Source organism: Paenibacillus sp. FW126-R14, assembly GCF_058789495.1.
In genome coordinates, this window is the sequence record NZ_JBYTBS010000009.1 from 28,664 (window position 1) to 51,138 (window position 22,475).

The window sequence follows — 22,475 nt, forward strand, 5'->3', positions numbered from 1 at the left end:
CCGTGTTTCGAGGAAACATCGAGGGAACAAAAAAACACCTTCATGATGAAGGCGCCTATCTAAAATTTACACCTGATTCTGATGAGGTTCTGCAGTCAAATTAGAGGGAAATTTCACCATCAGTTCTCCTATTCAGCCTGGAAAAAGATCGGATTCGTGAAAGCGATCATCGTTCTGCAATTTGCAATTACCCCATACAATTCCGCTCTCAGCCAAATCAACCCTGCGGTTGGAACGGAACAGGACATTGAAAATCCAGGAGCAGCAACAGTCCGCTCCGCCATAACGCCTAAATTGCCAATAAGCACAATCGTAAATTGCTGGTCATCTAGAGACCAATGTTCGGCTCGTACAGTCATATCCAGAGCAACAGCAGCTTCCCATATCTGATGACTGTGCGCTGAAGGCACCTCGTCCCCTATACCAATAACCCTTTCCACTGCTGCGGATGCCATCGTAAATAACAAAAGCGGTCCCATCGTAACACTCACAGCACCGGTTCGAATAGCTTCAACGACCGCTTTATCAGTATTTAAGGCATGAAACTCATGCTTTTCCAGTTGTAAGTAAGTTACAGCTACCGGCTCCTGCGTCTTTTTGGAGGAAATATGCCAATCCCTTCCACAAACGGCGGTAATCCGATAGCCCTGATTTAATAAATCAGTCCACATCCGATAAGCTCTCTGGTTGCTTGTCATAATGGAAGGCAGCGTGTACGACCAAACCTCCATATAATCGACGTCATGCCAATTCGTTACTTCATACTCCCAGTAACATCCGGTACACATGGGGCTGCCTATGCGAAAAGGATGAGCGATGCCGACAATCCCCCCTTGCCGATGAACCCTCTCAATCCCGACATGAATATCTTTAATCCCCAAGTCTCTCCAATCCACATAATCGGTAATGCCAAGGATCAACATATGTCCGAAAAATGTCGTCCATTCCATACCATGAACAATATGGATCCGCAGTTCTTGCTGCACCTCTTCACATTCCAAAAGCGGAGACATCGTATTGTGATCGGTCATCGCTATGCCAAACAAGCCGATCTCTTTGGCGCTTCGGGCCAATTCAAATAATGAATGCTCTCCGTCGCTGTGATACGTATGCGTATGCAGTTCATAAGGCAGCCACTCCTTGCTCACAAGCAATCCACCTCTTCCCGCACCACAAGTTTAAACTCGCATCGTTCCGTGACGATAGCATGAAAGCTTAATGTAACGGTCCATTCCCCGGCAATGAGACGCCCTGGCATCAATCCCGGAGAAGCCTCCTCAGCTGAAATAAATAATCTCTGCGAATCACTTTTTCGATGACATGCTCCTCGGAACTCTACGGCATCATCCAGTGAAACCGTTAACAAATTTTTTAGCGGCAAAAATTTTCTCCAGCTATCTAACGCAATAGGTTCGGAATGCTCTTCATATTTCGCTTGTCCCTCCAGGATCATTTGCTTTGACAATTCCTCATCCTCCAAAAAGCTTGGAAAATAATCAAAGATCAAAGTAAGACGCTTACAATTTTCAGAAACAAGAAAACGGTATCTTCGGTGGGTTTGCGTATCGGCAGACGATAAAGTTCCTGCTGTCTCATATATCAACTTCACTGTTTCACCTTCATTTCAACTTATTTCATACCCTATCATTCGATGTCTATACAACGTTATATTTTTATTATGCATTTTTCCCGAAAAGATGTCTAGACATATAAAAATAATAATCTTGACCGCAGCTCCCTGAATCAAATAAGATTACCTTGTATCAATCAACCAACAATCAACGAGGGGGAATGCTGATGGATTAAATAATGCTCGATATGGAATCGATACCATATTGAACGGTTTTGAAAAATCACTTTTTATGACAAAGGAGTCGATCTTTCATGCGCTTAAAGAAACTTACTTCCCAAGCTCTAGCTGCGATTGCCCTGATTTCTAGCATTGCACTTACTGCTGTCGTGCCAGCACATGCTGAGTATAATTCAACCTCCAATCGCAACTGGATGGAACAAGTCAACAATATGAACCCCAACTTTGCAAATACTTCAATCAGAGATGTCATCTTACCAGGCACACATGATTCCGGAACCGGAGTGTTTAATGAGTCCGGCTTCGATAGTGCCGTAGCTCCCGATATTATCAATCCTCGTGAATGGGCCCAATATGCCGTGCAAGTCGCCCCGCTCAAAAATAAGTCCAGAGCCCAGGATTACAAGGTTTCCGATCAATTGAATCTTGGTGTCCGTTACCTCGATTTACGCGTAGGACCTAATTTCTGGTTTTCAGGATTAACCCTTCATCAACAGGATAACGCGCTCCGCACTATGCACGGACTCTATGGCGAATATGTGGAAGATATCCTGCAGGCGACGAAGGACTTTCTCAATGCCAATTCCAAAGAAATTGTTGTGCTGGATTTTCAACATTTCCATGAAATGAACACGAACAGCTATACCTATTTAAAAGACCGCATTCAGTATCACCTGGGGAATATGCTCGTTCCAAACACTTACGGAGTAAATGTAACTCTCGGGCAGCTTTGGAGCGAAAACAAACGGGTCTTTGTTCTTTATGGCGATCATAACTATTGGTCAGGACCGACTACGCATGAAACGGGGAAAGATGTTCCGAGCCCCTTTATGAATGAATCTTGGATATGGAATCGCAAAAACTTCATGCGCTCGCAATGGGTGAACGAAAGCAACTCGCAAGCGATGAAGCAAGCGCTTCAATCTGAAGTGAATACGGCTGGCAATTACCCGAACATGTTTCATGTTTTGCAAAACGTCGTAACGCCAACTACCGTGTCAACAACAAGCATCGCTGATGTGGCAGGCGCAGCGAATACAGTGGCTATGGATGGTTTACAAAGCAATTGGACCAACCAGCGAATTAACATCGTCATGACTGACTTTTTCAATAATTGCGATATCGTTAATGTGATTAAACGACTGAACATGAAATACAAGGATCCGGATGGCACGGATCAAGGCGTCTACGTATACGAGCACCCCGACTATAATGGCAGGGTAAATCGCTTTTTGGGAGAAGCCGATAATTTAACGGACTATACAATAGGCAATGACACGATTAGCTCGGTTAAGATTGTTGGGCCATATAAAGTTGAGCTTTACGAGAATTCGAATTACCAAGGAACCAAATCTGTTTTGAATGCAAGCAATTCCAATATTGTGTCCCTTCCAATTGGCGATAACAGGGTTTCGTCTCTCCGTGTTCAACGATTGGAGGATGAACCTGGCGTTTATGTTTATCAACATAGCAACTTTGAAGGAAAAAGCGTTCGTTTCATACAGAATGAGTCCGATATGGGGTTGACTTCCGTTGGCCATGATGCTGTTTCTTCCATCAAAATTGTAGGCCCCTATCGAGTTGAAGTATTTGAGCATGCTAATTATCAAGGAAGTATGAATACGTACACGGCGGATGCCCCGTCTCTTGGCGGCTGGAATGATAAGATCAGCTCCATAAAGGTGTATAAGCTTCCTTAGATTCTGAAAGGGCTTCCGTACGAGAATCATACATGCCTAAATTACGAAAAGAAGAGCTTCTTCGGCTCTCCTTTTCGTAATTTGGCTCACATGCAAACTTAGACACTCAATCCCATCTGCTGCTTCAAGTTCACCAGCGCTGCAACATTTCGTGTCGTGATAGACGCAACGCCCAACTCTACATACTTACGCATCAATTCTTCTTCATTAACAGTCCATACATAAACTGGAAGATCTAAGGATTTTGCATAATTCACTAATTCTTGGCGAACGATGGTATGTTCAATGTTGATCCCAAAGCAGGAGGCTGAAAGAGCATCCTCGCAGGTTTTTACCATGGCATCCGTATACGATAGGGTTTTGAAAAGATCGCTTTCGGTGTTCAGCAATTTTCGCAATTCCGGGTTGGACTGTTTGGCAAGCAAAGCACGATCTATCTTACATCCGGATAGGAAAACCTGGCTTGCCATGTCAAGCTGCTTTACCAATGCAGCTACCGGCTCAATACTCTCGTCCACCTTCAAATCCAAATTCACGATTTTCCCCGCAGCTTTGACTAGCGGAAGCATCTCTGCCAAACTGCAAATTTGAATGGTTTCGCGTTGATTGCCATGATGGACTTCAATCTGAAACTCTCTTAATTGTTCGTAGGTCATTTGTGAGATGGACAACTTCGAGCCTTCAGCGGAAACCCATTCATCATTATGAGCCAACACCGGGATGCCGTCTTTTGTCACTCGGATGTCTTCCTCTACGACATCTGCACCAAGCTGAAGCCCTGTTTGCACGGCATGCAGCGTGTGATCAAGCGTGTTCATGCTGCCGCAGTGAGCTGTAATGATTGGAAATTGAAACCCCATAGAGTAAACACTACCTTTCTAGAATTCGCGATTAAAAAGAAGTCGATACGGTCTCCAGACCAAGGACACCTTCTAAAGAGGCCAGATATGCGAGCGCTTCCTCAAAACGTTTGGGTTGATTCATTTTAATTTGCAAACGGATCTTCACCGGATTAAGCCGCTCATTCATAGAGGTTGCCTCCCCTGTTTCGATGACGATTTTTTTAATACGCATGCCATAACTGTTCATTTGATCGATAATATAATGAAGCTTAGCCGTTTCCTGCTGAATATTCAATATAATTTCACGGCTTATTTTTGTTTTGGAGAATACGGCTTCCAACTTGCTCAAGAAAAACAAGCAAATGACTACGAGCGCTGTAGCAATGGCTGCTCCGAAATAAAATCCTGCTCCCACCGATAAACCGATTGCGGCAACCACCCAAAGCGAAGCAGCCGTTGTCAGTCCCGACACGGAAAATCCTGTTCGCATAATCGTTCCGGCGCCTAAGAAGCCGATCCCACTGATCACTTGAGCCGCAAGACGTGCCGGATCTAGTCTGACATTCGGTTCATTTGCAAATTCGGCGAAACCGTAAATGGACAAAAGGACGATCATTGCAGATCCTATGCATACGAGAATATGGGTTCGAAATCCTGCGGAATGTCCTCCCATCTCCCGTTCAAATCCGATGAGTCCCCCTAATATAAGGGCAATAATTAAGCGAAACGCAAGCTCCATATGATCGATGTGCCACACAGCCGGATCGGAAACAAGTGCCAATTCGGATCATCCCTTCATTTTAGGATACTCCCATCATCCAACCGCTGCCATGTATCAAATACGATTTGACCTTCCAGCAGACGAATAATGCGTGCGCCTCGAGGCAAGATTCCGTATGTGTTGTAGCCAGTGACCCTGCCAAAACACAATTGAATATCGTGCAGGTTCCCACAATAGTCGTTGTCATGATCGTGACCTACGAAGGTTCCCATCACATCCCCCATCTCAGCCATCGCCGCAAACAACCCGCTATTGAGCTTTGGACAACACACCTTCTCAAGCTTCATGCCGCTCACTTTACCCAGTTCCCATACATCGTTGTACTCAGGAAGCGGAATATGAAAAAAAGCAAGTCCAGGCAGCGCAGCCCCGTTACGCTCTCTAATAGCAAGAGCTTGCTGCTTATACCAATGCACTTGATCGGCCGCTATCCACGCATAGCCGCCGATCGATTTCGGCGCCATTGCTCCTGAATCGAGGAAATAAAGCACAGCCGCTTGTTTGCTTGATTGCGAGCTCTCAATCGTCAAGATGTAATTGCCTACGCCGGTTAATTCGGACGGACCCTTTTGCGAGTAGCAGGAATCATATTCCAAAGCAATGTCCATAAGCTCTTCGTTCGTCACATTCTCCTCGGCATCGTGATTGCCGTATACATGCGTCCAAGGGATGCCCGATTGAATCGCAGGAGAAATCGCCCGCCGAAACGAAGCTTGAGGGTCGGCAACCCCGCCGCTCGATATCAGATCGCCGGTATGAACGATCAAATCCGGCTTCACATCGGTGAGCACATCTTTCATCAAAGCGAGCGTTCGCAAATCTTTCTCGTTATTCTCGTCACCGCCGATATGTAAATCCGTAAATTGTACAATTGTAAAAGATCCATCCTCACGAAACTTAACATTTTGTGCCATATGCGATAGCCCCTCTTCCTTTTATTTCTGGTATCGATACCAGATCATTCCGATTAGCTCCCGATTATATTAATCGTAGCTATCTAATCCGAGGACTGCTCTGCCCCTGTTTAATCCGCTTTGCAGATTGCCTTGCAGCTGTCGCGTTCGACAAGCTTGTGTCCTAGTATCAAATCGTCTTTCGGACCTTCTGCTTGATCCTCAATTAACTGGATCAATGTTTCGACTGTCAGCTTCCCCATTTCATGAATCGGCTGCTCCATGGAGGTTAACCTCGGACGAACCAATTCCGTCAGTTGACTGCCATCGAAACCGATAATGGATATATCGTCGGGCACCTTCAGCTGGTGATCGTGTACGCAATTCATAGCTCCGACAGCCATATCGTCACTGACTGCGAATACCGCGGTCGGCCGCGGCTCACAGGCTAGTAATTCCTTCATCAAATCATAGCCGCTTTGCATTTTATAGTCGCCGAACCTTATATAGTCATATACGATTTTAACCTGCCGGGTTGTGAGGGCATTGCGGTAGCCTACATATCGATTCTGACCTGAGGTGACATCCCTCATATCGCCTCCAATAAAAGCAATGCGCTCATGCCCCAGCTCGATTAAATAGTTGGTCGCATCAAACGATGCTTGGTAATCATCTATAATGAGAGAAACGAATTTTTGATCGACAGGTCTTACGCTTGAGAAAATGACGGGCACATCCAATTTATTGATAAAACCGCGTATTTCATCGCTTAGTTTCTCATGCATAATAATAATGCCGTCTACGCGCATTTCTTTAAATACTTTCAAATATTTCAGCTCTTTATCGATATCCTCAATAATGTTGCAGACAAGAAGATTATAATCACTCAAGCTCGCCGTTTCTTCAATACTGCTCAATATCGTTGAATAGAAACTCGATGTCAGATCGGGAACAATAACGCCAATGAGGTTCGTTTTTTTCCGCACTAAGCTCCTCGCAATATGACTTGGCGCATAGCCGAGTTCTTCAATTGCAAGTTTGACTTTGTGTTTCAGATCGTCCTTGACGTATTTTTCTCCGTTTAGCACTCTAGAAACAGTCGTCACAGAGACTCCTGCTTTTTTGGCTACATCTTTAATCTTTGGCGCCATGATTTTTCATCCTTCCTGCTCGCAACATTCTATTCTAGGCTTCCACAAAAAGCGGCTGAGAGAAAGCAGCGTAGCCCCCCTCCAAATAAACAGCCATGCGGACGTACCCTTCATCTCCTTTGCAAGTATACTTCACCTGCTTGATTCTTCTTGTTTCTTCCTGCAGTATTCGGCCTTCTTTTCCGAACAATGTGACATATTTATACATATTATCATACAACGGGCTAGACCGCAGATCAAAGATGATTTGGTCGCCTTCAACACGCACCCCTTCTAGTCCATACCCTGTGGAAACATAGAAGCTGCCTTCCCGAATCGCCGAAAGAATAGATTCCTTCGTATTGTCTGCCGCGAGTACCATATTCCAGGCCCGCTTCTCTTGCCCGTACACATGGGAATCATCATTCCCGAACCCCCACACCTTGCGGCCCGCAGACAATACAAAGTCCCATTTATCGAAAGCAATATCGTACTCGGGATTTCCATCGCCGTTCACGACCTCTATACCATTGAAACGTTTCATGCTAAGTATATCTTCATGACGCCAATAATGCGAGAAAAATCGGTTCGGATGGGCAAGAATGGAAAGTCCGTTATTATTCACACACAGATCCGAGAGCCGCTGATAGTTGCTTATCGTAAATTCATTGGAATAGCCTTCCATCAAGGAAGCTGGAGGATTTACCAGCAGCATATGGGTTTGGGAACTGCTGACTTCAATCGCTTCGAAAACGGTCGGAATCGTCCGCTCCCCTTCGTGCGGAGTAATCCGATCATGATCAGAAATACCTAGAAAGTCATAATCATGATACATCCGGTACACGGTTGAAAGGGGATGATGACCATCGCTGTTCGTCGTGTGGTTATGAAAGCTGCCTCTTAGCCAAATGCCCTGTTTGTCGTATGGATTAATAATGTTCATTTCAAGCATCTCCTTAGCATCCTTTATTCTTTAACAGACCCGATCATGGCACCTTTAGCAAAATATTTTTGAATAAATGGGTAAACGAGAATAATTGGCGTTACGACCACTATAATTGTCGCCATTTTCAGAGAATCCCCGGTAAGCTGCACCTGTTGGAGCATTAACATCTGATCGGCACCGGCCGTCTGCATAAGGGATTCCCGAATGGCATCCTGCTTGGTCAGCATCTCTTGGAGCAAGGTGGATAATGGCCTCAAGGAAGCCGTTCTTATATAAAAGGTGCCTGTAAACCAATCATTCCAGTGACTCACAGCTGTAAATAGCGAAATCGTTGCAAGAACAGGCTTGCTTAGCGGCAAAATAATTCGCCATAAAATACCGAAATCGCTACAGCCGTCAAGCTTTGCCGATTCTTCCAGAGAGATGCTTAATTGCTGGAAAAATGTCCGCATGATGATCAGATTCCATGCACTGTATAGCACCGGTATGACATATACCCAAATCGTATTGGTCAAATGCAGGCTTTTGAGCAGCATATAGTAAGGAATAATACCGCCAGAGAATAGCATGGTAAAGAAAATCATAAGGGTAAAAAACCGTACGCCGGGCAATGTCTTGCTTTTTAGCGCATATGCCGCCATTGTGGACAAAAAGATGCCTGCTATGGTGCCGAGAGCCGTGCGGAATATAGATATGGCAAAGGCTCTGCCAATATTAGCCGAATTAAACACTTCATTGTAGTTTTCAAGCGTCCAGACTCGTGGCCAGAAATAAATACCGCCCCTTTCGGCGTCTTTCCCTGCATTGAAAGAGAGTGCAAGTATGTTCAGAAAGGGCAAAACAATGGATAAGCACAGAAGTACTATTAACGCATAATTAATGAACTTAAATAGCTTTTCACCTTTAGAGAGCTTGTAAAATTCATGTCCCACGTTCATCTCTCCCCGTGCTGAGAATCAGGCCCCCGTGCCGGGGGCACCGAATTCTCAACTCATCATCATTCGATTAATTGTTATTGATAATAACGACTTTCGTTTTGGGATCGCTGTCTTTTTTCTGAAGCAATGCTTCGTATTCGTCCAAGCCTGCTGCCTGCAGCTGTTTTTTTGCAGCATCAAGAATTTTCTGCACCTCATCCGGACTCTTCGCATAGATCGCGCGGATGATGCTTTCATTATAATTGGTTAAGGCTGTTTTCAATTCCGTGCCTTTAGCGAACTCGCTCAGGAAGGCGCGCGGACGGTAACCATCGTTGACGGTAGCATTTTTCTTTTTCTCGTCAAACCCCCAATAATCGGCAATTTTCAGAGGTGCGGATACCGTATTGGGCATGGCGGAATCGCCAAATTGCATTTCGCCGAAATCGGCTAATCGGTTGATATCTGTACTGCCCAGATACCCTCCCCAGCCATTGCCTACACCATCAAATCCAAGCTCTTTAGCGGCTTTGGGATCTTTCTTCTTCAGGTCAAGCACTTCTTGTTTGACCAAAGGATTGCCTTTGGCATCCAGCGTATAGTCTCTTCCTTCCAGACCGTACTGCCAGAGCAGTTTGCCTTCACGGCTAGCTAAGAAATCGGCGAATTTGACAATATCCTGCGGATTTTTCGTTGTTTTCGGAATCGCCCAAGCATTATAGCCGCTCTTATAGTCAACCTGCATATGATAGGGACCATCCACGGAATCAATAGGGCCAAGCGGCAAATAGCTCATATCTTTATCGAAATCCAAATAATTATTCATCGATGCGATGATACCGAAGGAATGGTTGATTGCTCCTTCTGTCGCTTTGTTTTCTTGCATCGCATAATAATCAGGTGCCATTAATTTTTCTTTCAACAGCTTTTGCGCAAACTCGATACGCTTGAGCGGATATTCCGTTTTGCTTTCATGAATAATTTTACCGTTCTTATCTTTGGCAAACCCTTGGTCAAGCTCGCCCCATGTCAGATCATCAAAAAGCGGCCCATTTTCTCTATTGCTGCTTCCAAAATATCGTGGTCCAATCGGGATCACATCTTTGCCATTTGTATCCTTAAAGTTGCCGGCTTTAATTTTTTGAGCCAGTTCGTAAACTTGATCCGTCGTATGTATGGTTTTCGGGTCAACATTCAGTGCATCCGCGATATCTTTACGAATGTATGCTCCTTGAATATACTTCTGCTCCCGATATCCGCCTTCTCTGGCAATATTCATATGGACAAAATAGCTGGAGCCATTGAATTCCGGACGAAACATGATGGCATTCTTCGTATCCGTCGGTAAAAATTTATCTTCCAAATATTTGCTGTACACTTTAGAGTTTTTCATTAAAGGAGTGAGGTCTGTGAACATATCCTGCTTGGCAGCTTTCAAAATGACCGGCATTTCCTGACGTGCGCTGTTATTCAGATAAAAGGCGATAAAGTCCGGCAAATCGTTGGAAGCAAGCCCGGCAATCAAACCGTCGATCGCATGATCCGAGTTAACGCTATCCATTTGCAGCGTAATCCCTGTCATCTCTTTCAGTTTTTTGGCAATTTCGGGGTTAATGTCTTTCGATACATCGTCACTGTCAATAAACAGGAGACCCTTGATGGTTCGGTCTGCAATCCAGGTTGCAGGCTTGCCGCTGTTGTTCGCATCTGGCGATGATTTCGCGCCTTCGCCTGCTGTTAAGTTAGAACTTTCACACCCTGCAAGAAGTAATGTTGCTGCTAAAGGCACCAATAACCATTTGACCCTTCTTTTGTGCATTCTCAATTCCCCATCTCACTTTAATTTTTATGAAAAACACCTTGAGGTGTATTCAACAAAAAACCGGAATACTGAAACCGCTACCATACTGATTCATCCGTAAACTTTTTGGATGCCCGATTTGCTCCAATAACAAGAAATAACCCAATGAGACCCTGCATCAAACCAACAGCTGTCGCATAACCGTATTGTCCGTCTTTAAGTCCTACGCGAATAATATACGTATCCAGAATATCGGCCAGCTCCATATTTCCCGGCGTTCTCATTAGATAGATCTGATCAAAGCCTGCATTAAGAATGCTGCCAAGCGATAAAATAAAGAGAATCGATATCGTCAGTCGTATACCTGGCAAGGTTACATGCCAGATTTCATGCCATTTGTTAGCGCCGTCAATTCTAGCCGCTTCATATAACTCCACATTAATGCCAGCCATTGCGGCCAGATAGATGATTGAATCCCATCCAATGCTTTTCCAGATATGACTTCCGAACATAAGCGGATAGAAATACTTGCTTTCCATCATGAAGAAAGTGCTTCCGTCCCCTCCGAAAAATCGGATTGCCTCGTTAAGCAGCCCTGTTTCAGGTGCGAGCATCCGCTGCATGAGACCGACGACGATAACCCATGACAGAAAATGCGGAAGATAGGATATGCTTTGTGTGATGCCCCGAAATCTCCGATTTCTAACCTCGTTAAACATCAGCGCGAGCAGAATCGGAAAAGGTAAGCCAATGAAAAGCTTGATACTGCTAATAATTAAAGTATTTCTAATCAATTGCCCGCTTTGATAATCGTTAAAAAAAGCTTTAAAGTACGACAGGCCTACCCAAGGACTTCCAATGATCCCTTTATTAAATTGGTAATCCTTGAAAGCCAGCATGAGCCCTCCCATTGGGATATACGAAAAAATGAAGAAAAACAAGATACAAGGAAAAAGCATGAGATACAGTTGCTTATGTTTCCATATTCTTTTAACCAAAAGAGAGCTTCGCTTCCTCTTCGCAATATCGATTCCAGCTTGCATCAAATTCGTTTCCATCTCATACCACCTTTCATTGGCTTCAATATGGTATCGGTACCATATATGTTCTGATCTTAGTATAAGTCCCATTACTTTCATTTGACAATAGCATTTAATCTGTGCTTTCTTAAATGTTTTGTAAAGCGGAAACTATCCTGAAAGCACTTTCAAGATAAGGCGATAGTTTTCTCTAACTCCATCAAATTGGAAAAGCTTAAAGCTAGGCTATCCATCGGGTTATTCGCACAGTAATCTTGTTCAACGGCAAACCACTCTACGCCATTTTGTAATCCCCACTGTAGAATGGGTGCAAAATCGATCAATCCTGTTCCGATCTCTGCGAAATAGTTCCGTCCGTCCGCCGTCATATCTTTCAAATGGAGAATGGGCATGCGGAATGCATAATTTTGGATGAACGCTAACGGATCTTGACCCGCCTTCTTTACCCAATAGGTATCGATTTCAGGGAAAATAGTCAGATCATCAAGCACATATTCAAGTGCAAATTTCCCATCTATGAGGGTATGAAATTCAAAATCGTGATTGTGATAGCCAACACGCAATCCCCTGTCACTAACTTTGGCACTAACTTCGTGCAAATCTTTGCTAACGCTTACATATCCTTCCGGATTCATCAATTCATCCGGCAGCGAGTGACAGATGAAATCTTTGGTATTGAATAATCGGGCTTCTTCCAACACAGCATCCAAATCGTTTTTCATTCGATCCAGACCAACATGCATGCCGGCCGTTTGTAATCCGGTTTCCTTCATAACGGCTGCGATCTCTGCCGCAGGGTAACCGTGCAATCCGTCAATCTGAACGGCTGCCCACCCCATTTTTTTCAAGTCTCTCAGAACGTTTGGGAAATCCTTTTTCACTTCGTTTCTTAATGTATACAATTGAGCTGCCAGTTTGTGTCTGATCATTTCGCAATCTCCTCCTTTTTCAAATCCAGCCAAGCGATCTCCTTTGGAGTTAATTGAAGATTCATAGATGCTATCGAAGATTGAAGTTCTTCTGGCTTCCGTGGACCAATTATCGCGCAGGTCGGGAATGATTGATTCAACACGTAGGATAAGGCGATTTGAATGGAGGTTACTTGTTTCTCCGCAGCAAGCTTCACTGCACGGCGATACCGCTCCCAGTTGCCCTCGCTGTAGTAGACTCTCACCATTTCTTCATCAGACCGATTGTACGGTGAAAAGTTTCCCGAGAAAAATCCCCCAGCCTGCGAAGACCAAGCCAAGAGCGGAAGCTGATTGCTATCATGCCACAGGCAGGTTGCCTCGTCTGCTGAAATGCAGCCCTCCCATCTAGGCTCATTTGCTTTAGCAAGACTTAAGTTAGGACTGTTAAACGTAAACCCGATAAGCTTATGGGAGGCCGCATATTCATTCGCTTCCTGAATGCGCGTGTACGACCAATTCGAAGCTCCGATAGCTCGTATACGCTTAGCTTGAATATGCTCATTCAGCTCTTCCATAATGGGTCCGACCTCTACGCCTGGATCGTCTCGGTGCAGAGCATACAAATCTACATAATCTGTACCAAGTCTCTCCAAACTCTCCGACAAATCCTTGCGGATTGCTTGCGGGTTCACCCTTGGACCCGGACTGCCATCATCATGATGAGCGCCTTTGGTCATAATAACGACATGTTCTCTAAGATTATTTTCTGCCAGCCATTGACCGAGAATCTTTTCTTTATTTCTATATTGATGAGCGGTATCAAAAGCATTGCCGCCTGCTGCGATGAAGGCATCCAGCATGGTACGCTCCGGTTGTTCCAGCTTTCTCAAATCTCCTGTTCCCATGAACAACCGGGATATAGGTTTGTCTACTCCGGGAATTTGCAAATATTTCATATTGATTCCTCCTTCTGGGCTTTATATTTTGCCATTAATAAATGTCTCAAGCTCATCCAGATTCGGTGCGCCTGTACTACCGCCGTAAGCGCCGACAGACAGTGCCCCGCAAGCGTTTCCATATTTCAAACAGGTTTCCACTTCTTGCCCCGACAAATAACCAAATAAATATCCGGCATTAAAGGCATCTCCCGCACCCGTCGTATCAATGGTTTCAACTTGATAGGCCGAAAGGTACGTCTGTACGCTATCCTTCATCGCAACAGCCCCTTTCTGCCCAAGCTTAACGACAAAATGGCTGCAATAGTTTTTCATAAAACGCAAGCTCTCGTCTATGGTATCGAGACCTGTATAATGAAGTGCTTCCGTTTCGTTCATTAGAAACACATCGAAATACTTCATCAAATCAAATACGCCTTTAAACCATTCGCCGGAATCGTCCCAACCTAAGTCGCAAGAGAGTGTGACTCCCATTTCCTTGAGTGTTTTCGCCATTGCCATGAATTCTTCATGGTTTTGTCTTCCCCGATAGCCGGTGACGTGTACATGTTTGCCTTGAGCGATTTCTGACAAGTCCAATCGGCTAATTTTGAGTTCCAAGTTTGAGCCTGCGTAGGTAATAAACGAACGATCCGTTTCCGGATTAATCGCTATCGTAATACCGGTATGACTCGTATCACTCGTCTTAATCAAGCTGGTATCGATACCATATTGATTAAATTTTTTTCGGATAAAATGTCCATAGTCATCATTCCCCAGAACACCGTTAAATGCTACTCGTGATCCGAGCTTAGTAAGTGAGATCGCAAATAAAGCAGCTCCCCCGCCGATATGCTTCGTCATATTTTCAACAAAAATCTCCTGTCCTGGCTTAGGAAAATGGTTAAGCCCAGCTACAACAAGATCTATATTGGCATCACCGATGACAACCGAATCAAATTTTTTCAATGAAATCTCCCTCTTCCGATCCAAATAACGATCAACTTTGCACCCTTTGTGGAATCGATACCATATAAGGGGCAAAAAATAATACCATGTGTTCTGGTATCGATTCCATAATAGCTTAAAAAAAAGCAATCAAAATAAATTAACTGAATAATCAATGAATCCGCTTTACCTATAAGTTATTATACAAGACTGTTTTTACTTGTCAATCAGTTTTTATTTGAATGAAATTTGCCAAAAATGAAGCTGGAAAGCGAAGAGATATGCTGACCTTCCCGCATCATAATCCATGACGAGCAAGCCGTACCTTTTCGCAAAACCAGCAATCATTTTAGCTAAGTTGAATGATATTAATTGTCGCCCCAGGAGGTGCTAAAACAACCGTAGCCACGATGCCGAAAACCTGGAGGATAACGGTTGAACCCGCCGTTGCTGTTGTAATAAAATCCGCGATATAAGATGACGCCGCAACCGCAGGCGTATTCACAGACGCTGGGATGGCAGTGCCATTCAATAAAACGCGTGATTGCGCCAGCACCCCTGCTGTTGCGTTTATTTTGTAGGAAAAGTAGTAAGTACCGGCATTCGCAAGCGTAAAAGTGGTATTGGCACCGTTTATCGTGATCCCCGGTCCTAAGTACTGATTATTGGGCAATGGGATATTGAGCCCCCCCAATACAACCAACAAAGTCCCTGAAGTATTTGCCCCATACGCTGAAGTAGCTGTCGTGCTAGTACCCGTGGCTCCTGTAGCTCCTGTAGCTCCTGTAGCTCCCGCTGCTCCTGTAGCTCCAGCTGCTCCTGTCGCCCCGGCTGCTCCCGTAGCCCCGGCTGCTCCTGTCGCTCCCGCTGCTCCCGTCGCTCCCGCTGCTCCTGTCGCCCCAGCCGCTCCTGTCGCTCCCGCTGCTCCTGTCGCTCCCGCTGCTCCTGTCGCTCCCACTGCTCCTGTCGCTCCCGCTGCTCCCGTAGCCCCGGCTGCTCCTGTCGCTCCCGCTGCTCCTGTCGCCCCAGCTGCTCCCGGATCTCCCGTCGCCCCTGTCGCTCCCGTAGCTCCCGGATCCCCCGTAGCTCCCGGATCCCCCGTAGCTCCCGTAGCTCCCGTAGCTCCCGTTGGTCCAACTGGACCGCCAGCAGGACCTGTAGGTCCAGTTGGACCCGTAGGACCTATTAATGTCGGCGCAGACAAAACATCCGCCAGTTTAGCTTGCAGAATGGCCTCCTCCAAGCTCACAGCCGCAATCGTATTCTTTATGCTTTCATTAACCAGCAAAATATCGCTGATCGTTACTGCTACTGGTGTAGTACCTGGAAGAGTGCCTAGTACATACTGCAGCTTTTCTCCTTCCGCGTTCAAAATGTGACTCAATCCCAGTTCCTCCAAAGCAATGGAGGCTAACAGTAAATTGATGGCTTCATCTCGGGTAATAGAAATTACAGGTGTAATATTGGGAAAATCCTCGTCATCGTACATCTTGATATCCCCCACTTTCTTCTCTATAGTCAAAGAAATACGAAAAGAGCTGACTTTTCACAAGTCAACCCCTTCATCGTATAACTGGATCTTATTTCTAAACCATCGACACACCCGCACTTGCGTATCCCTCAACTGAAGTCACGAGAGTAAGTCCGGTTGCCGTACTGGAATAAACAAGCAATAACCTTGTTTGAGCTGTTACCGGAATCGATAATCCAGTTATGATACCGGAACTAATGGTCCCTAGCGAGAGGGTGCCCGTTAAAGCCGGTGAAAGAGTGACTACAGCTCCCGGTACGGCTGTGAACGAGTTATTCGGTGTCGTAGAACTATATAATTGAGCTGTTATTGTTACCGTGGTACCGATTAATGATAAAGCAAGCGTTGTGCTGAAATATGCAGCAATGGAAGTGATGGTTCCTGTTCTTGGCATCGAAAATGCAAAGTTTAGTAAGGTACCGCTTGCTCCTGTAAGATCAATAACCCCGCCCAAAATCGAGACGCCAGTTGCAGAGCTTCCAAAACCAACCATACTGACAGTTCCCACTAACCCACCAGCAATCGTGGTCAATGTAACTGGAAGACCTGAAGAATAAGGAATAATCGGACCAGAACCATTCAACCCTGTAGTTCCTGTGGCCCCTGCTGTACCTGTTGCTCCGGTTGCTCCTGCTGCGCCCGTTGCTCCGGTTGCTCCTGCTGCACCCGTTGCTCCGACTGCACCTGGATCGCCCGTTGCACCTGTTGCTCCCGCTGCACCTGTTGCCCCGGTTGCTCCTGCTGCACCCGTTGCCCCGGTTGCTCCTGGATCGCCAGTTGCCCCAGTTGCTCCTGCTGCTCCTACTGCCCCGGTTGCTCCTGCTGCACCCGTTGCTCCGGTTGCTCCTGGATCACCTGTCGTACCCGTTGCTCCTGTCGGTCCGACTGCTGGTCCACCTGTTGGACCGGTTGGACCCGTAGGTCCTGGAGGACCCACAGAAATTGGAGTCTCAAGAATACTTTCCAGCTTAGTTTGCAGAAGGAATTCTTTCTTCGCTACCGTGTTAATCGTACTTTTTACGCTGTCATTGATTAACAAAAGGTCGCTAATCGTTGCAGGCGGTCCCGTTAAGCCCGGCAATGTTCCCAGAACATATTGGAGCTTTTCCCCTTCCGCATTGAGAATGTGGCTTAATCCGAGTTCTTCCATGGCAATCGATGAAAGCAATAAGTTAATAGCTTGATCACGCGTCACTGAAATATTCGGTGATATATTAGGTATATTAGCTTGTGACATTATCTCAACCTCCTTTCGATAGTTACAGAATATTCTCATCGGATTGGAAGTGTGATGGCAGCAATACCTATATTTTGGAAATTGGGGTGTATATCCGCGAAATCCAAAAAAAGCCGTCCCCTCAGTCATTACCACGACAGAAGGGCAGCCTTTTTACCTTTTCACCTTTATACCATTGATTAATTGGCTTATTTTACTTAAGATCGCCTAGAAGTTCGCTTTCTTTCACGCCGGGTAAACATTAGCGGAGGCGAGGCTGACTGATTGGCTTGTCTAAGGCGGGTCTCCTCTACAGGCAGAGGGCTAAATGCACGGGATTGGTCATCCAAAACATTGTCCGGTTCAACGTACTCGAAAAGCTCAGTTTCATCCGGTATCGGAGTAGTCATGTTCGGATGACTCATACTCGGATGGCTCACGTTCGGTTTATTCAGATAATAGTCCTTCAGATGGACCAGTCTTTCTATACATGCCATTTTTGACGAAAGATCGGATTGCTCGAGCAGCGCAATCATTCTCAGCACGGTTTCATGAATGTCAGAGGATGGCATCGGCGCCATTTCATTTTTTTCAATATAGGAAAGATTTTGGTGTTTACGCTGCCCAGCTGCATGTAAATTTAATAAGGAGGTGAACAAAGCGCAAATTTGAAATGACAGATCGTTTCTAACTTCATCCGCTTCGCCTTTCATGCGATACAACAAGGCTTCTATAAGGTGAAATACCGATAAGCTTAACTGAGGGACTGCTGCCGCACAACGGTTTACGGCTTGTTCAGTAGTCGAAATGCTCATACTCCAAGTTTTCCAGTTCCATAATATTTTCTGCCTCCACTTCTTCATGCGGCGTTGACAATTTTGTTTCAACGAACTGCATATGCGAGATAGCATGAAGTTTTTTTAACATTAACCACTGCGTCATCACCATGGAATCTAGAAATTGAATGACACTATGATTATAAATAAGAATCTCCTGCGTGGTAGGTGCCGTGGGGAAATCGAGATTTTTTCCCACAAAGGATGATGTTTTATCCGCCTCTGTTCTCATTAATTTAGCAAGTGATTCCTCTTCGGAAGCGAGAGACTGCAGCAGATGAGCGATCGCAGATGTGTAGGAAGGCACTTGCTCGAACGGTTTCAACGACCTACTCCCCTTTCGCCTGAAACTAAGCTCTATTCTTCACATTCATCTATGATATACTCGGCGAGCTCGTTTTTTTCTTCAAGTTTCACGATATCGGATAATTTAAAGGTAAGCAGCATCTGATTGCTAATGATATTTCTCATCATTCGATCCACGCTCGAATTAATAAGCAGTGCTTCATTAATCGTTAGGCAGCGGTCTTTGAGAACGTGCTGCAGTTTCTCCGCTTCGGCGTTAATGATGTGAGAAAGCCCGATCTCCTCAAGTGCGATCGAGGTCAGCAGTAAATTAATAACTTCTTTCCGTTTGAGAATAATCTCCGGTTTAATGTCAGGAATATTAGGCATGGACATGTCTTTCAACTCCTGTATCGTAGAATTTATTAAACTTTAAGGCATGTATCCGTACCTTCAATCTAGTATATGATGGTTGTCTGTTTTCATGATTTTTTCAACCTGTTTTTGGAAAAATAAAACAAAAAAAGCCCAAAAGGGCTTTTTTAAACCAGCCGTAATCATTTACACAATTTCATTCGGGAAGTTATCCAAAATATTTTCCATTTTAAACTGCAGCAGCATTTCTTTCTTAATCACGTCTTGCAACGTTTTCCTTACACTGTCATTGATTAGCAAAAGATTCGAAATGTTCGTCGTTGGCGGCGTAACCGACGGAAACAAAGTGCCAAGTACAAATTGAATTTTTTCTGCTTCCGCGTTGACGATATGCGCTAACGCAAGCTCTTCCAATGCGATGGAGGCCAACAATAAATTGACCGTCCCACCTAAGGTAAGCGATATGAGCGGGGTAATATTAGGTATATTGGCTTGTGACATTTTACATTCCTCCATTCGTACTTGAGAAGTTTAAGTCAGTCATATATATGCGCGATAACTTGTTTTATCGAACCGTTATTTCCAACTTATTTGCTGCCAATTTGTTCAAAATACCGTTGATTATGGAGGATTGATGGGTGTTTGGAATTATAGGAATAGGAAATATCATGGTGGAATTTAGCCTTATCCTGCCTCCCGATCCGGTCGTAGCATAAACATAACTGCACATGCGGCAGCCACGTCCATGATGAATGATCCATAAAGCCCATAAACTCCTTTGGCTTCGGACACTGTGTTGCGGACTCATACCAATAGATCGCTTGATGATAATCTTGTTCTTCGAGAAAAACAGATCCGATCCGGCAGCAGCAGTCTGCCCGGGGCATATCGTATTCAAATGCCCTGAATATCGCCAAGAGCTGCTCGTCTCTCTGACCTAAATAACTGTAGCAGGTTGCCAGGTGAAGCGCAGCGGTAATTTTATCTTCCTCCCAGCCCTCCGGAGTTTGAAGAAACGTTTCATAATATATAGCTGCTTCCTGATGAAAACCATGTTCTCTGCATTCATTCGCATAATATAATTGATCCCGTAAGCTTAAACCTTCCCCTCTAGCCAACATGTTCCGGTAGATTTGCAAATTACGGTCTGTGTGAACTTTATCTTTGCGATGTGTGACCGCAATTTCGCTGTCGAACACACTTCCGCTTGCCGCTAAATATTCATGCACAGCGCCAATCCATTGAAATTGGCACGCTCGGCGCACAAGCCGATTCCTGCGCAGACTATAGGTTACATTTTGATTCTCATCAAAACTGAGATGATAGCTCATCGTCACGCGGTCAACGGGCGGTTCCATTGTCCGAATCAAATCCAGAAACAGCAGGCGATCTTTCTCTGTCAGCGTATCATCGGCATCCAACCATAAGATGTATTGCTGTGTAGCTTTAGAAAAAGCAAAGTTTCTGGCTGCAGCAAAATCGTCCACCCAAACGAAATCATAAATTTGATCCGTGTATTTGGAAGCAATTTCCTTGGTCCTGTCCGTAGAGCCTGTATCGACAATAATGATTTCATCCGGGATGCCGCGAACGGAATGAAGACACAGAGGCAGCGCGTTCTCCTCATTTTTAACGATGAGGCACAAGCTGATTGTTATTTTGCGGTCTGCCGGTTGTACCCCTTTGCAGCTTTGCTTATAGGCATCAATACCGGCCAGTTCTGACTTGCGATAAATATGATAAGCCGGATAGTGAGTGTCCACATAGAGGGCAAAGCCCATGGCTCGCGCGCGTATGCAGAAGTGCCGGTCTTCTCCCCAAAAGGACAAATTAGGAATTTCGGCAAACCGAACGCCGGCTTTCATGGCTTTGCGGCTGATTAAGGTACACGCGCCAAGTCCGCCAACTTCATAAATACCCGGTACTCTTAACTGGCCGAGAAACTGCCAAGTCCGCTCAGCCGACTCCTCGTCGGATAGCGATTCCTTCCTGTCTTTGTGATACAACGTATACTGATCTCTAAGCCAAACTTGCGGCATTTCCATCGTATCCGGCTGCCATTTCGTCCAAAAAATATTGGAGATGATTTCTTTATTGGCCGAAACAAGCTGTTCTAATGTATGCGGGTGTAAGATGAGATCCGAATCGATCAGAAATACATAATCAAATTTGCGTTCCAAGGCATAAGCAAGAATAGCGTCCTTCATCCTGGCTACTTTCCAAATCGTCTCTTCCGGCCAGTAGTGAGTGAACTCATCCTTCTCATACGTTTCAGGAAATTTCTCCTCCATATAGATATCCGTTCTGCCGTGTTGCGATTGGAATTGACGAAGCAATTGCTGTGAAGATTCTTCTGCGTTATCATCGACGAATAAATAGCTTACAACGATGTTTGTTCGTTCAAGCTCTGCCAGAGAGGTGAGGAAAGGAGCGAGTATTTCTGGACTTTGGCGAATGGGACTTCCGATTAATATGCGTTTTTTCCGACTCAAGGTGTCTTCTCCTCCCGGCGAAGATTGGCAAAGTAAGCTTTGTTATGCAAAATACCGGGATGTGCAGGGTTGTAGACGAATGCAATCTCATTATGCAGCTCCGCTTTTTGCTTCTGTCCCGTTCGGTCGTAGCATAGACAGAGCTGCAGGTGCGGCATCCACGTCCAAGCCGCATGATCAACCATTCCGGCATAATCGGCGGGTTCGCCTAGCGTAGTAGCTTTTTGAAACCAATAGATCGCCAGCTCGAGCCGGTTGTCCTCCATAAAATAACTGCCCACCCGGCAGCACATCTCCGCCCTCGGCTTCCCATACAGCAAAGTTCTAAACCAAGCTTTCAGCTGCATCTGGCGGTTGGCCAGTTTACCGTAACAATCCCCCATCTTCAGGCAAGCGGCAAAACAATCTTCGCGCCACCCCTTTTTCGTGGCCAGGAAACGCTCATAATACGTGACAGCTTTTTCATCTAAGCCATGATCATTAAGCTCGTTTGCGTAATAGTACAAGTCTCGCGGGGAAAACACTTCATCCTCGGACTCGCGCTGCTGATAAATGCGCAAATTACGGTCGGTATACTGCTTATCTTTCTTGTGTGTTATGGCAATGTCCGACTGAATGACGTGCCCGCTGACGATCAGCACTTCGTGAACGGGACCTTCCCAGCGAAAACCGCAGGCTCGCCGGACCAGACGGTTACGTTTCAGACTTGATATTACCTTGTTATCCGCATCAAAGGCTAAGTGATACGGCATCATCACGCTGTCGGCCGACGGGTCGATGGAGGCTTTCAGCGCTGCGAATTTCCGCCGGTCCTCTTCCTCAAGCTCATCGTCCGCATCCAGCCATAAGATATAGTCCATGTTCGCTTTAGAAAAAGCAAAATTTCTAGCGTCAGCAAAATGATCTTTCCAAGGCATATCGTAAATAAGCTCTGTAAAAGAGGAAGCTATCTCCTTGGTCCGATCCGTAGAGCCTGTGTCTACGATGATAATTTCATCCGCTATACCTCTAACCGAGTGCAGACAGCGGTGAAGCGACTGCTCTTCATTTTTGACAATCATACATAAACTTATCGTTATCAATGGG

At 45.3% G+C, this 22,475-nt stretch carries 22 protein-coding genes; 1 reads left to right on the forward strand and 21 read right to left on the reverse strand.

Annotated elements, in window-relative coordinates; genetic code table 11:
* Positions 1-128: 128 nt before the first annotated feature.
* Both AC3WRW_RS08610 and AC3WRW_RS08615 read right to left on the reverse strand, forming a co-directional pair.
* Positions 129-1,148, reverse strand: a complete 1,020-nt coding sequence (locus AC3WRW_RS08610) for a CehA/McbA family metallohydrolase (protein ID WP_492545922.1) — start codon at positions 1,146-1,148, stop codon at positions 129-131.
* Complete coding sequence (locus AC3WRW_RS08615) at positions 1,145-1,609, reverse strand: hypothetical protein (RefSeq protein WP_492545923.1); 465 nt, start codon at positions 1,607-1,609, stop codon at positions 1,145-1,147. Before AC3WRW_RS08615 ends, AC3WRW_RS08610 begins: the two co-directional genes overlap by 4 nt.
* A 275-nt stretch (positions 1,610-1,884) precedes the next feature.
* Here AC3WRW_RS08615 and AC3WRW_RS08620 point away from each other — a divergent pair, with 275 nt between their 5' ends.
* Positions 1,885-3,510 (forward strand): peptidase inhibitor family I36 protein, encoded by a 1,626-nt coding sequence (locus AC3WRW_RS08620; protein WP_492545924.1) that lies wholly within the window; start codon positions 1,885-1,887, stop codon positions 3,508-3,510.
* 98 nt (positions 3,511-3,608) lie between these two features.
* On the opposite strand, the gene AC3WRW_RS08625 is transcribed toward AC3WRW_RS08620, so the two are convergent.
* From AC3WRW_RS08625 to AC3WRW_RS08715, 19 genes are all read right to left on the reverse strand, one after another.
* The gene (locus AC3WRW_RS08625; RefSeq protein ID WP_492545925.1) at positions 3,609-4,370 is read right to left on the reverse strand and encodes a glycerophosphodiester phosphodiesterase; all 762 of its coding nucleotides are present in this window, start codon (positions 4,368-4,370) and stop codon (positions 3,609-3,611) included.
* Positions 4,371-4,401: 31 nt separating this feature from the next.
* The gene (locus AC3WRW_RS08630; RefSeq protein ID WP_492546066.1) at positions 4,402-5,091 is read right to left on the reverse strand and encodes an MgtC/SapB family protein; all 690 of its coding nucleotides are present in this window, start codon (positions 5,089-5,091) and stop codon (positions 4,402-4,404) included.
* Positions 5,092-5,147: 56 nt separating this feature from the next.
* Positions 5,148-6,047, reverse strand: a complete 900-nt coding sequence (locus AC3WRW_RS08635) for a metallophosphoesterase family protein (protein ID WP_492545926.1) — start codon at positions 6,045-6,047, stop codon at positions 5,148-5,150.
* A gap of 110 nt (positions 6,048-6,157) precedes the next feature.
* On the reverse strand, positions 6,158-7,177 hold the full coding sequence (locus tag AC3WRW_RS08640) for a LacI family DNA-binding transcriptional regulator (RefSeq protein ID WP_492545927.1): 1,020 nt from the start codon (positions 7,175-7,177) through the stop codon (positions 6,158-6,160).
* Positions 7,178-7,211: 34 nt separating this feature from the next.
* Positions 7,212-8,099, reverse strand: a complete 888-nt coding sequence (locus AC3WRW_RS08645) for a PHP domain-containing protein (RefSeq protein WP_492545928.1) — start codon at positions 8,097-8,099, stop codon at positions 7,212-7,214.
* Between the two features lie 23 nt (positions 8,100-8,122).
* A complete protein-coding gene (locus AC3WRW_RS08650; RefSeq protein ID WP_492545929.1) occupies positions 8,123-9,034 on the reverse strand; it encodes a carbohydrate ABC transporter permease in 912 nt (303 codons plus the stop codon).
* Positions 9,035-9,107: 73 nt separating this feature from the next.
* Entirely contained in the window at positions 9,108-10,838 is a 1,731-nt protein-coding gene (locus AC3WRW_RS08655) for an extracellular solute-binding protein (protein WP_492545930.1), read from the reverse strand.
* A gap of 80 nt (positions 10,839-10,918) precedes the next feature.
* The gene (locus AC3WRW_RS08660) at positions 10,919-11,845 is read right to left on the reverse strand and encodes an ABC transporter permease (RefSeq protein ID WP_492546067.1); all 927 of its coding nucleotides are present in this window, start codon (positions 11,843-11,845) and stop codon (positions 10,919-10,921) included.
* A gap of 182 nt (positions 11,846-12,027) precedes the next feature.
* Positions 12,028-12,789: a sugar phosphate isomerase/epimerase family protein gene (locus tag AC3WRW_RS08665; RefSeq protein ID WP_492545931.1), complete on the reverse strand. Its 762-nt coding sequence runs from the start codon at positions 12,787-12,789 to the stop codon at positions 12,028-12,030.
* Positions 12,786-13,727: an aldo/keto reductase gene (locus AC3WRW_RS08670; RefSeq protein WP_492545932.1), complete on the reverse strand. Its 942-nt coding sequence runs from the start codon at positions 13,725-13,727 to the stop codon at positions 12,786-12,788. The genes AC3WRW_RS08665 and AC3WRW_RS08670 overlap by 4 nt, the downstream gene beginning before the upstream one ends.
* A 21-nt stretch (positions 13,728-13,748) precedes the next feature.
* Positions 13,749-14,675, reverse strand: coding sequence for a carbohydrate kinase family protein (locus tag AC3WRW_RS08675; RefSeq protein ID WP_492545933.1), 927 nt, complete (start codon positions 14,673-14,675; stop codon positions 13,749-13,751).
* 328 nt (positions 14,676-15,003) lie between these two features.
* The gene (locus tag AC3WRW_RS08680; protein WP_492545934.1) at positions 15,004-16,143 is read right to left on the reverse strand and encodes a BclA C-terminal domain-containing protein; all 1,140 of its coding nucleotides are present in this window, start codon (positions 16,141-16,143) and stop codon (positions 15,004-15,006) included.
* 97 nt (positions 16,144-16,240) lie between these two features.
* A complete protein-coding gene (locus tag AC3WRW_RS08685) occupies positions 16,241-17,422 on the reverse strand; it encodes an exosporium glycoprotein BclB-related protein (RefSeq protein ID WP_492545935.1) in 1,182 nt (393 codons plus the stop codon).
* Positions 17,423-17,619: 197 nt separating this feature from the next.
* Positions 17,620-18,216 (reverse strand): hypothetical protein, encoded by a 597-nt coding sequence (locus AC3WRW_RS08690; protein ID WP_492545936.1) that lies wholly within the window; start codon positions 18,214-18,216, stop codon positions 17,620-17,622.
* Positions 18,197-18,562, reverse strand: coding sequence for an alpha-helical endospore appendage domain-containing protein (locus tag AC3WRW_RS08695; RefSeq protein WP_492545937.1), 366 nt, complete (start codon positions 18,560-18,562; stop codon positions 18,197-18,199). Before AC3WRW_RS08695 ends, AC3WRW_RS08690 begins: the two co-directional genes overlap by 20 nt.
* A 32-nt stretch (positions 18,563-18,594) precedes the next feature.
* Positions 18,595-18,918 (reverse strand): alpha-helical endospore appendage domain-containing protein, encoded by a 324-nt coding sequence (locus tag AC3WRW_RS08700; RefSeq protein WP_492545938.1) that lies wholly within the window; start codon positions 18,916-18,918, stop codon positions 18,595-18,597.
* Positions 18,919-19,083: 165 nt separating this feature from the next.
* Positions 19,084-19,398 (reverse strand): alpha-helical endospore appendage domain-containing protein, encoded by a 315-nt coding sequence (locus AC3WRW_RS08705; protein ID WP_492545939.1) that lies wholly within the window; start codon positions 19,396-19,398, stop codon positions 19,084-19,086.
* Between the two features lie 86 nt (positions 19,399-19,484).
* On the reverse strand, positions 19,485-21,389 hold the full coding sequence (locus tag AC3WRW_RS08710; RefSeq protein ID WP_492545940.1) for a glycosyltransferase: 1,905 nt from the start codon (positions 21,387-21,389) through the stop codon (positions 19,485-19,487).
* Positions 21,386-22,471, reverse strand: coding sequence for a glycosyltransferase (locus AC3WRW_RS08715; protein WP_492545941.1), 1,086 nt, complete (start codon positions 22,469-22,471; stop codon positions 21,386-21,388). Before AC3WRW_RS08715 ends, AC3WRW_RS08710 begins: the two co-directional genes overlap by 4 nt.
* Between the last annotated feature and the right edge of the window lie 4 nt (positions 22,472-22,475).

What these genes read in the sequence shown, in the direction of transcription:
- AC3WRW_RS08620 (WP_492545924.1), top strand. Translation starts at nt 1,885, where the DNA reads ATGCGCTTAAAGAAACTTACTTCCCAAGCTCTAGCTGCGATTGCCCTG.
- AC3WRW_RS08625 (WP_492545925.1), bottom strand. Translation starts at nt 4,370, where the DNA reads ATGGGGTTTCAATTTCCAATCATTACAGCTCACTGCGGCAGCATGAAC.
- AC3WRW_RS08630 (WP_492546066.1), bottom strand. Translation starts at nt 5,091, where the DNA reads ATGGAGCTTGCGTTTCGCTTAATTATTGCCCTTATATTAGGGGGACTC.
- AC3WRW_RS08635 (WP_492545926.1), bottom strand. Translation starts at nt 6,047, where the DNA reads ATGGCACAAAATGTTAAGTTTCGTGAGGATGGATCTTTTACAATTGTA.
- AC3WRW_RS08640 (WP_492545927.1), bottom strand. Translation starts at nt 7,177, where the DNA reads ATGGCGCCAAAGATTAAAGATGTAGCCAAAAAAGCAGGAGTCTCTGTG.
- AC3WRW_RS08645 (WP_492545928.1), bottom strand. Translation starts at nt 8,099, where the DNA reads ATGAACATTATTAATCCATACGACAAACAGGGCATTTGGCTAAGAGGC.
- AC3WRW_RS08655 (WP_492545930.1), bottom strand. Translation starts at nt 10,838, where the DNA reads ATGCACAAAAGAAGGGTCAAATGGTTATTGGTGCCTTTAGCAGCAACA.
- AC3WRW_RS08665 (WP_492545931.1), bottom strand. Translation starts at nt 12,789, where the DNA reads ATGATCAGACACAAACTGGCAGCTCAATTGTATACATTAAGAAACGAA.
- AC3WRW_RS08670 (WP_492545932.1), bottom strand. Translation starts at nt 13,727, where the DNA reads ATGAAATATTTGCAAATTCCCGGAGTAGACAAACCTATATCCCGGTTG.
- AC3WRW_RS08680 (WP_492545934.1), bottom strand. Translation starts at nt 16,143, where the DNA reads ATGTACGATGACGAGGATTTTCCCAATATTACACCTGTAATTTCTATT.
- AC3WRW_RS08685 (WP_492545935.1), bottom strand. Translation starts at nt 17,422, where the DNA reads ATGTCACAAGCTAATATACCTAATATATCACCGAATATTTCAGTGACG.
- AC3WRW_RS08690 (WP_492545936.1), bottom strand. Translation starts at nt 18,216, where the DNA reads ATGAGCATTTCGACTACTGAACAAGCCGTAAACCGTTGTGCGGCAGCA.
- AC3WRW_RS08700 (WP_492545938.1), bottom strand. Translation starts at nt 18,918, where the DNA reads ATGTCCATGCCTAATATTCCTGACATTAAACCGGAGATTATTCTCAAA.
- AC3WRW_RS08705 (WP_492545939.1), bottom strand. Translation starts at nt 19,398, where the DNA reads ATGTCACAAGCCAATATACCTAATATTACCCCGCTCATATCGCTTACC.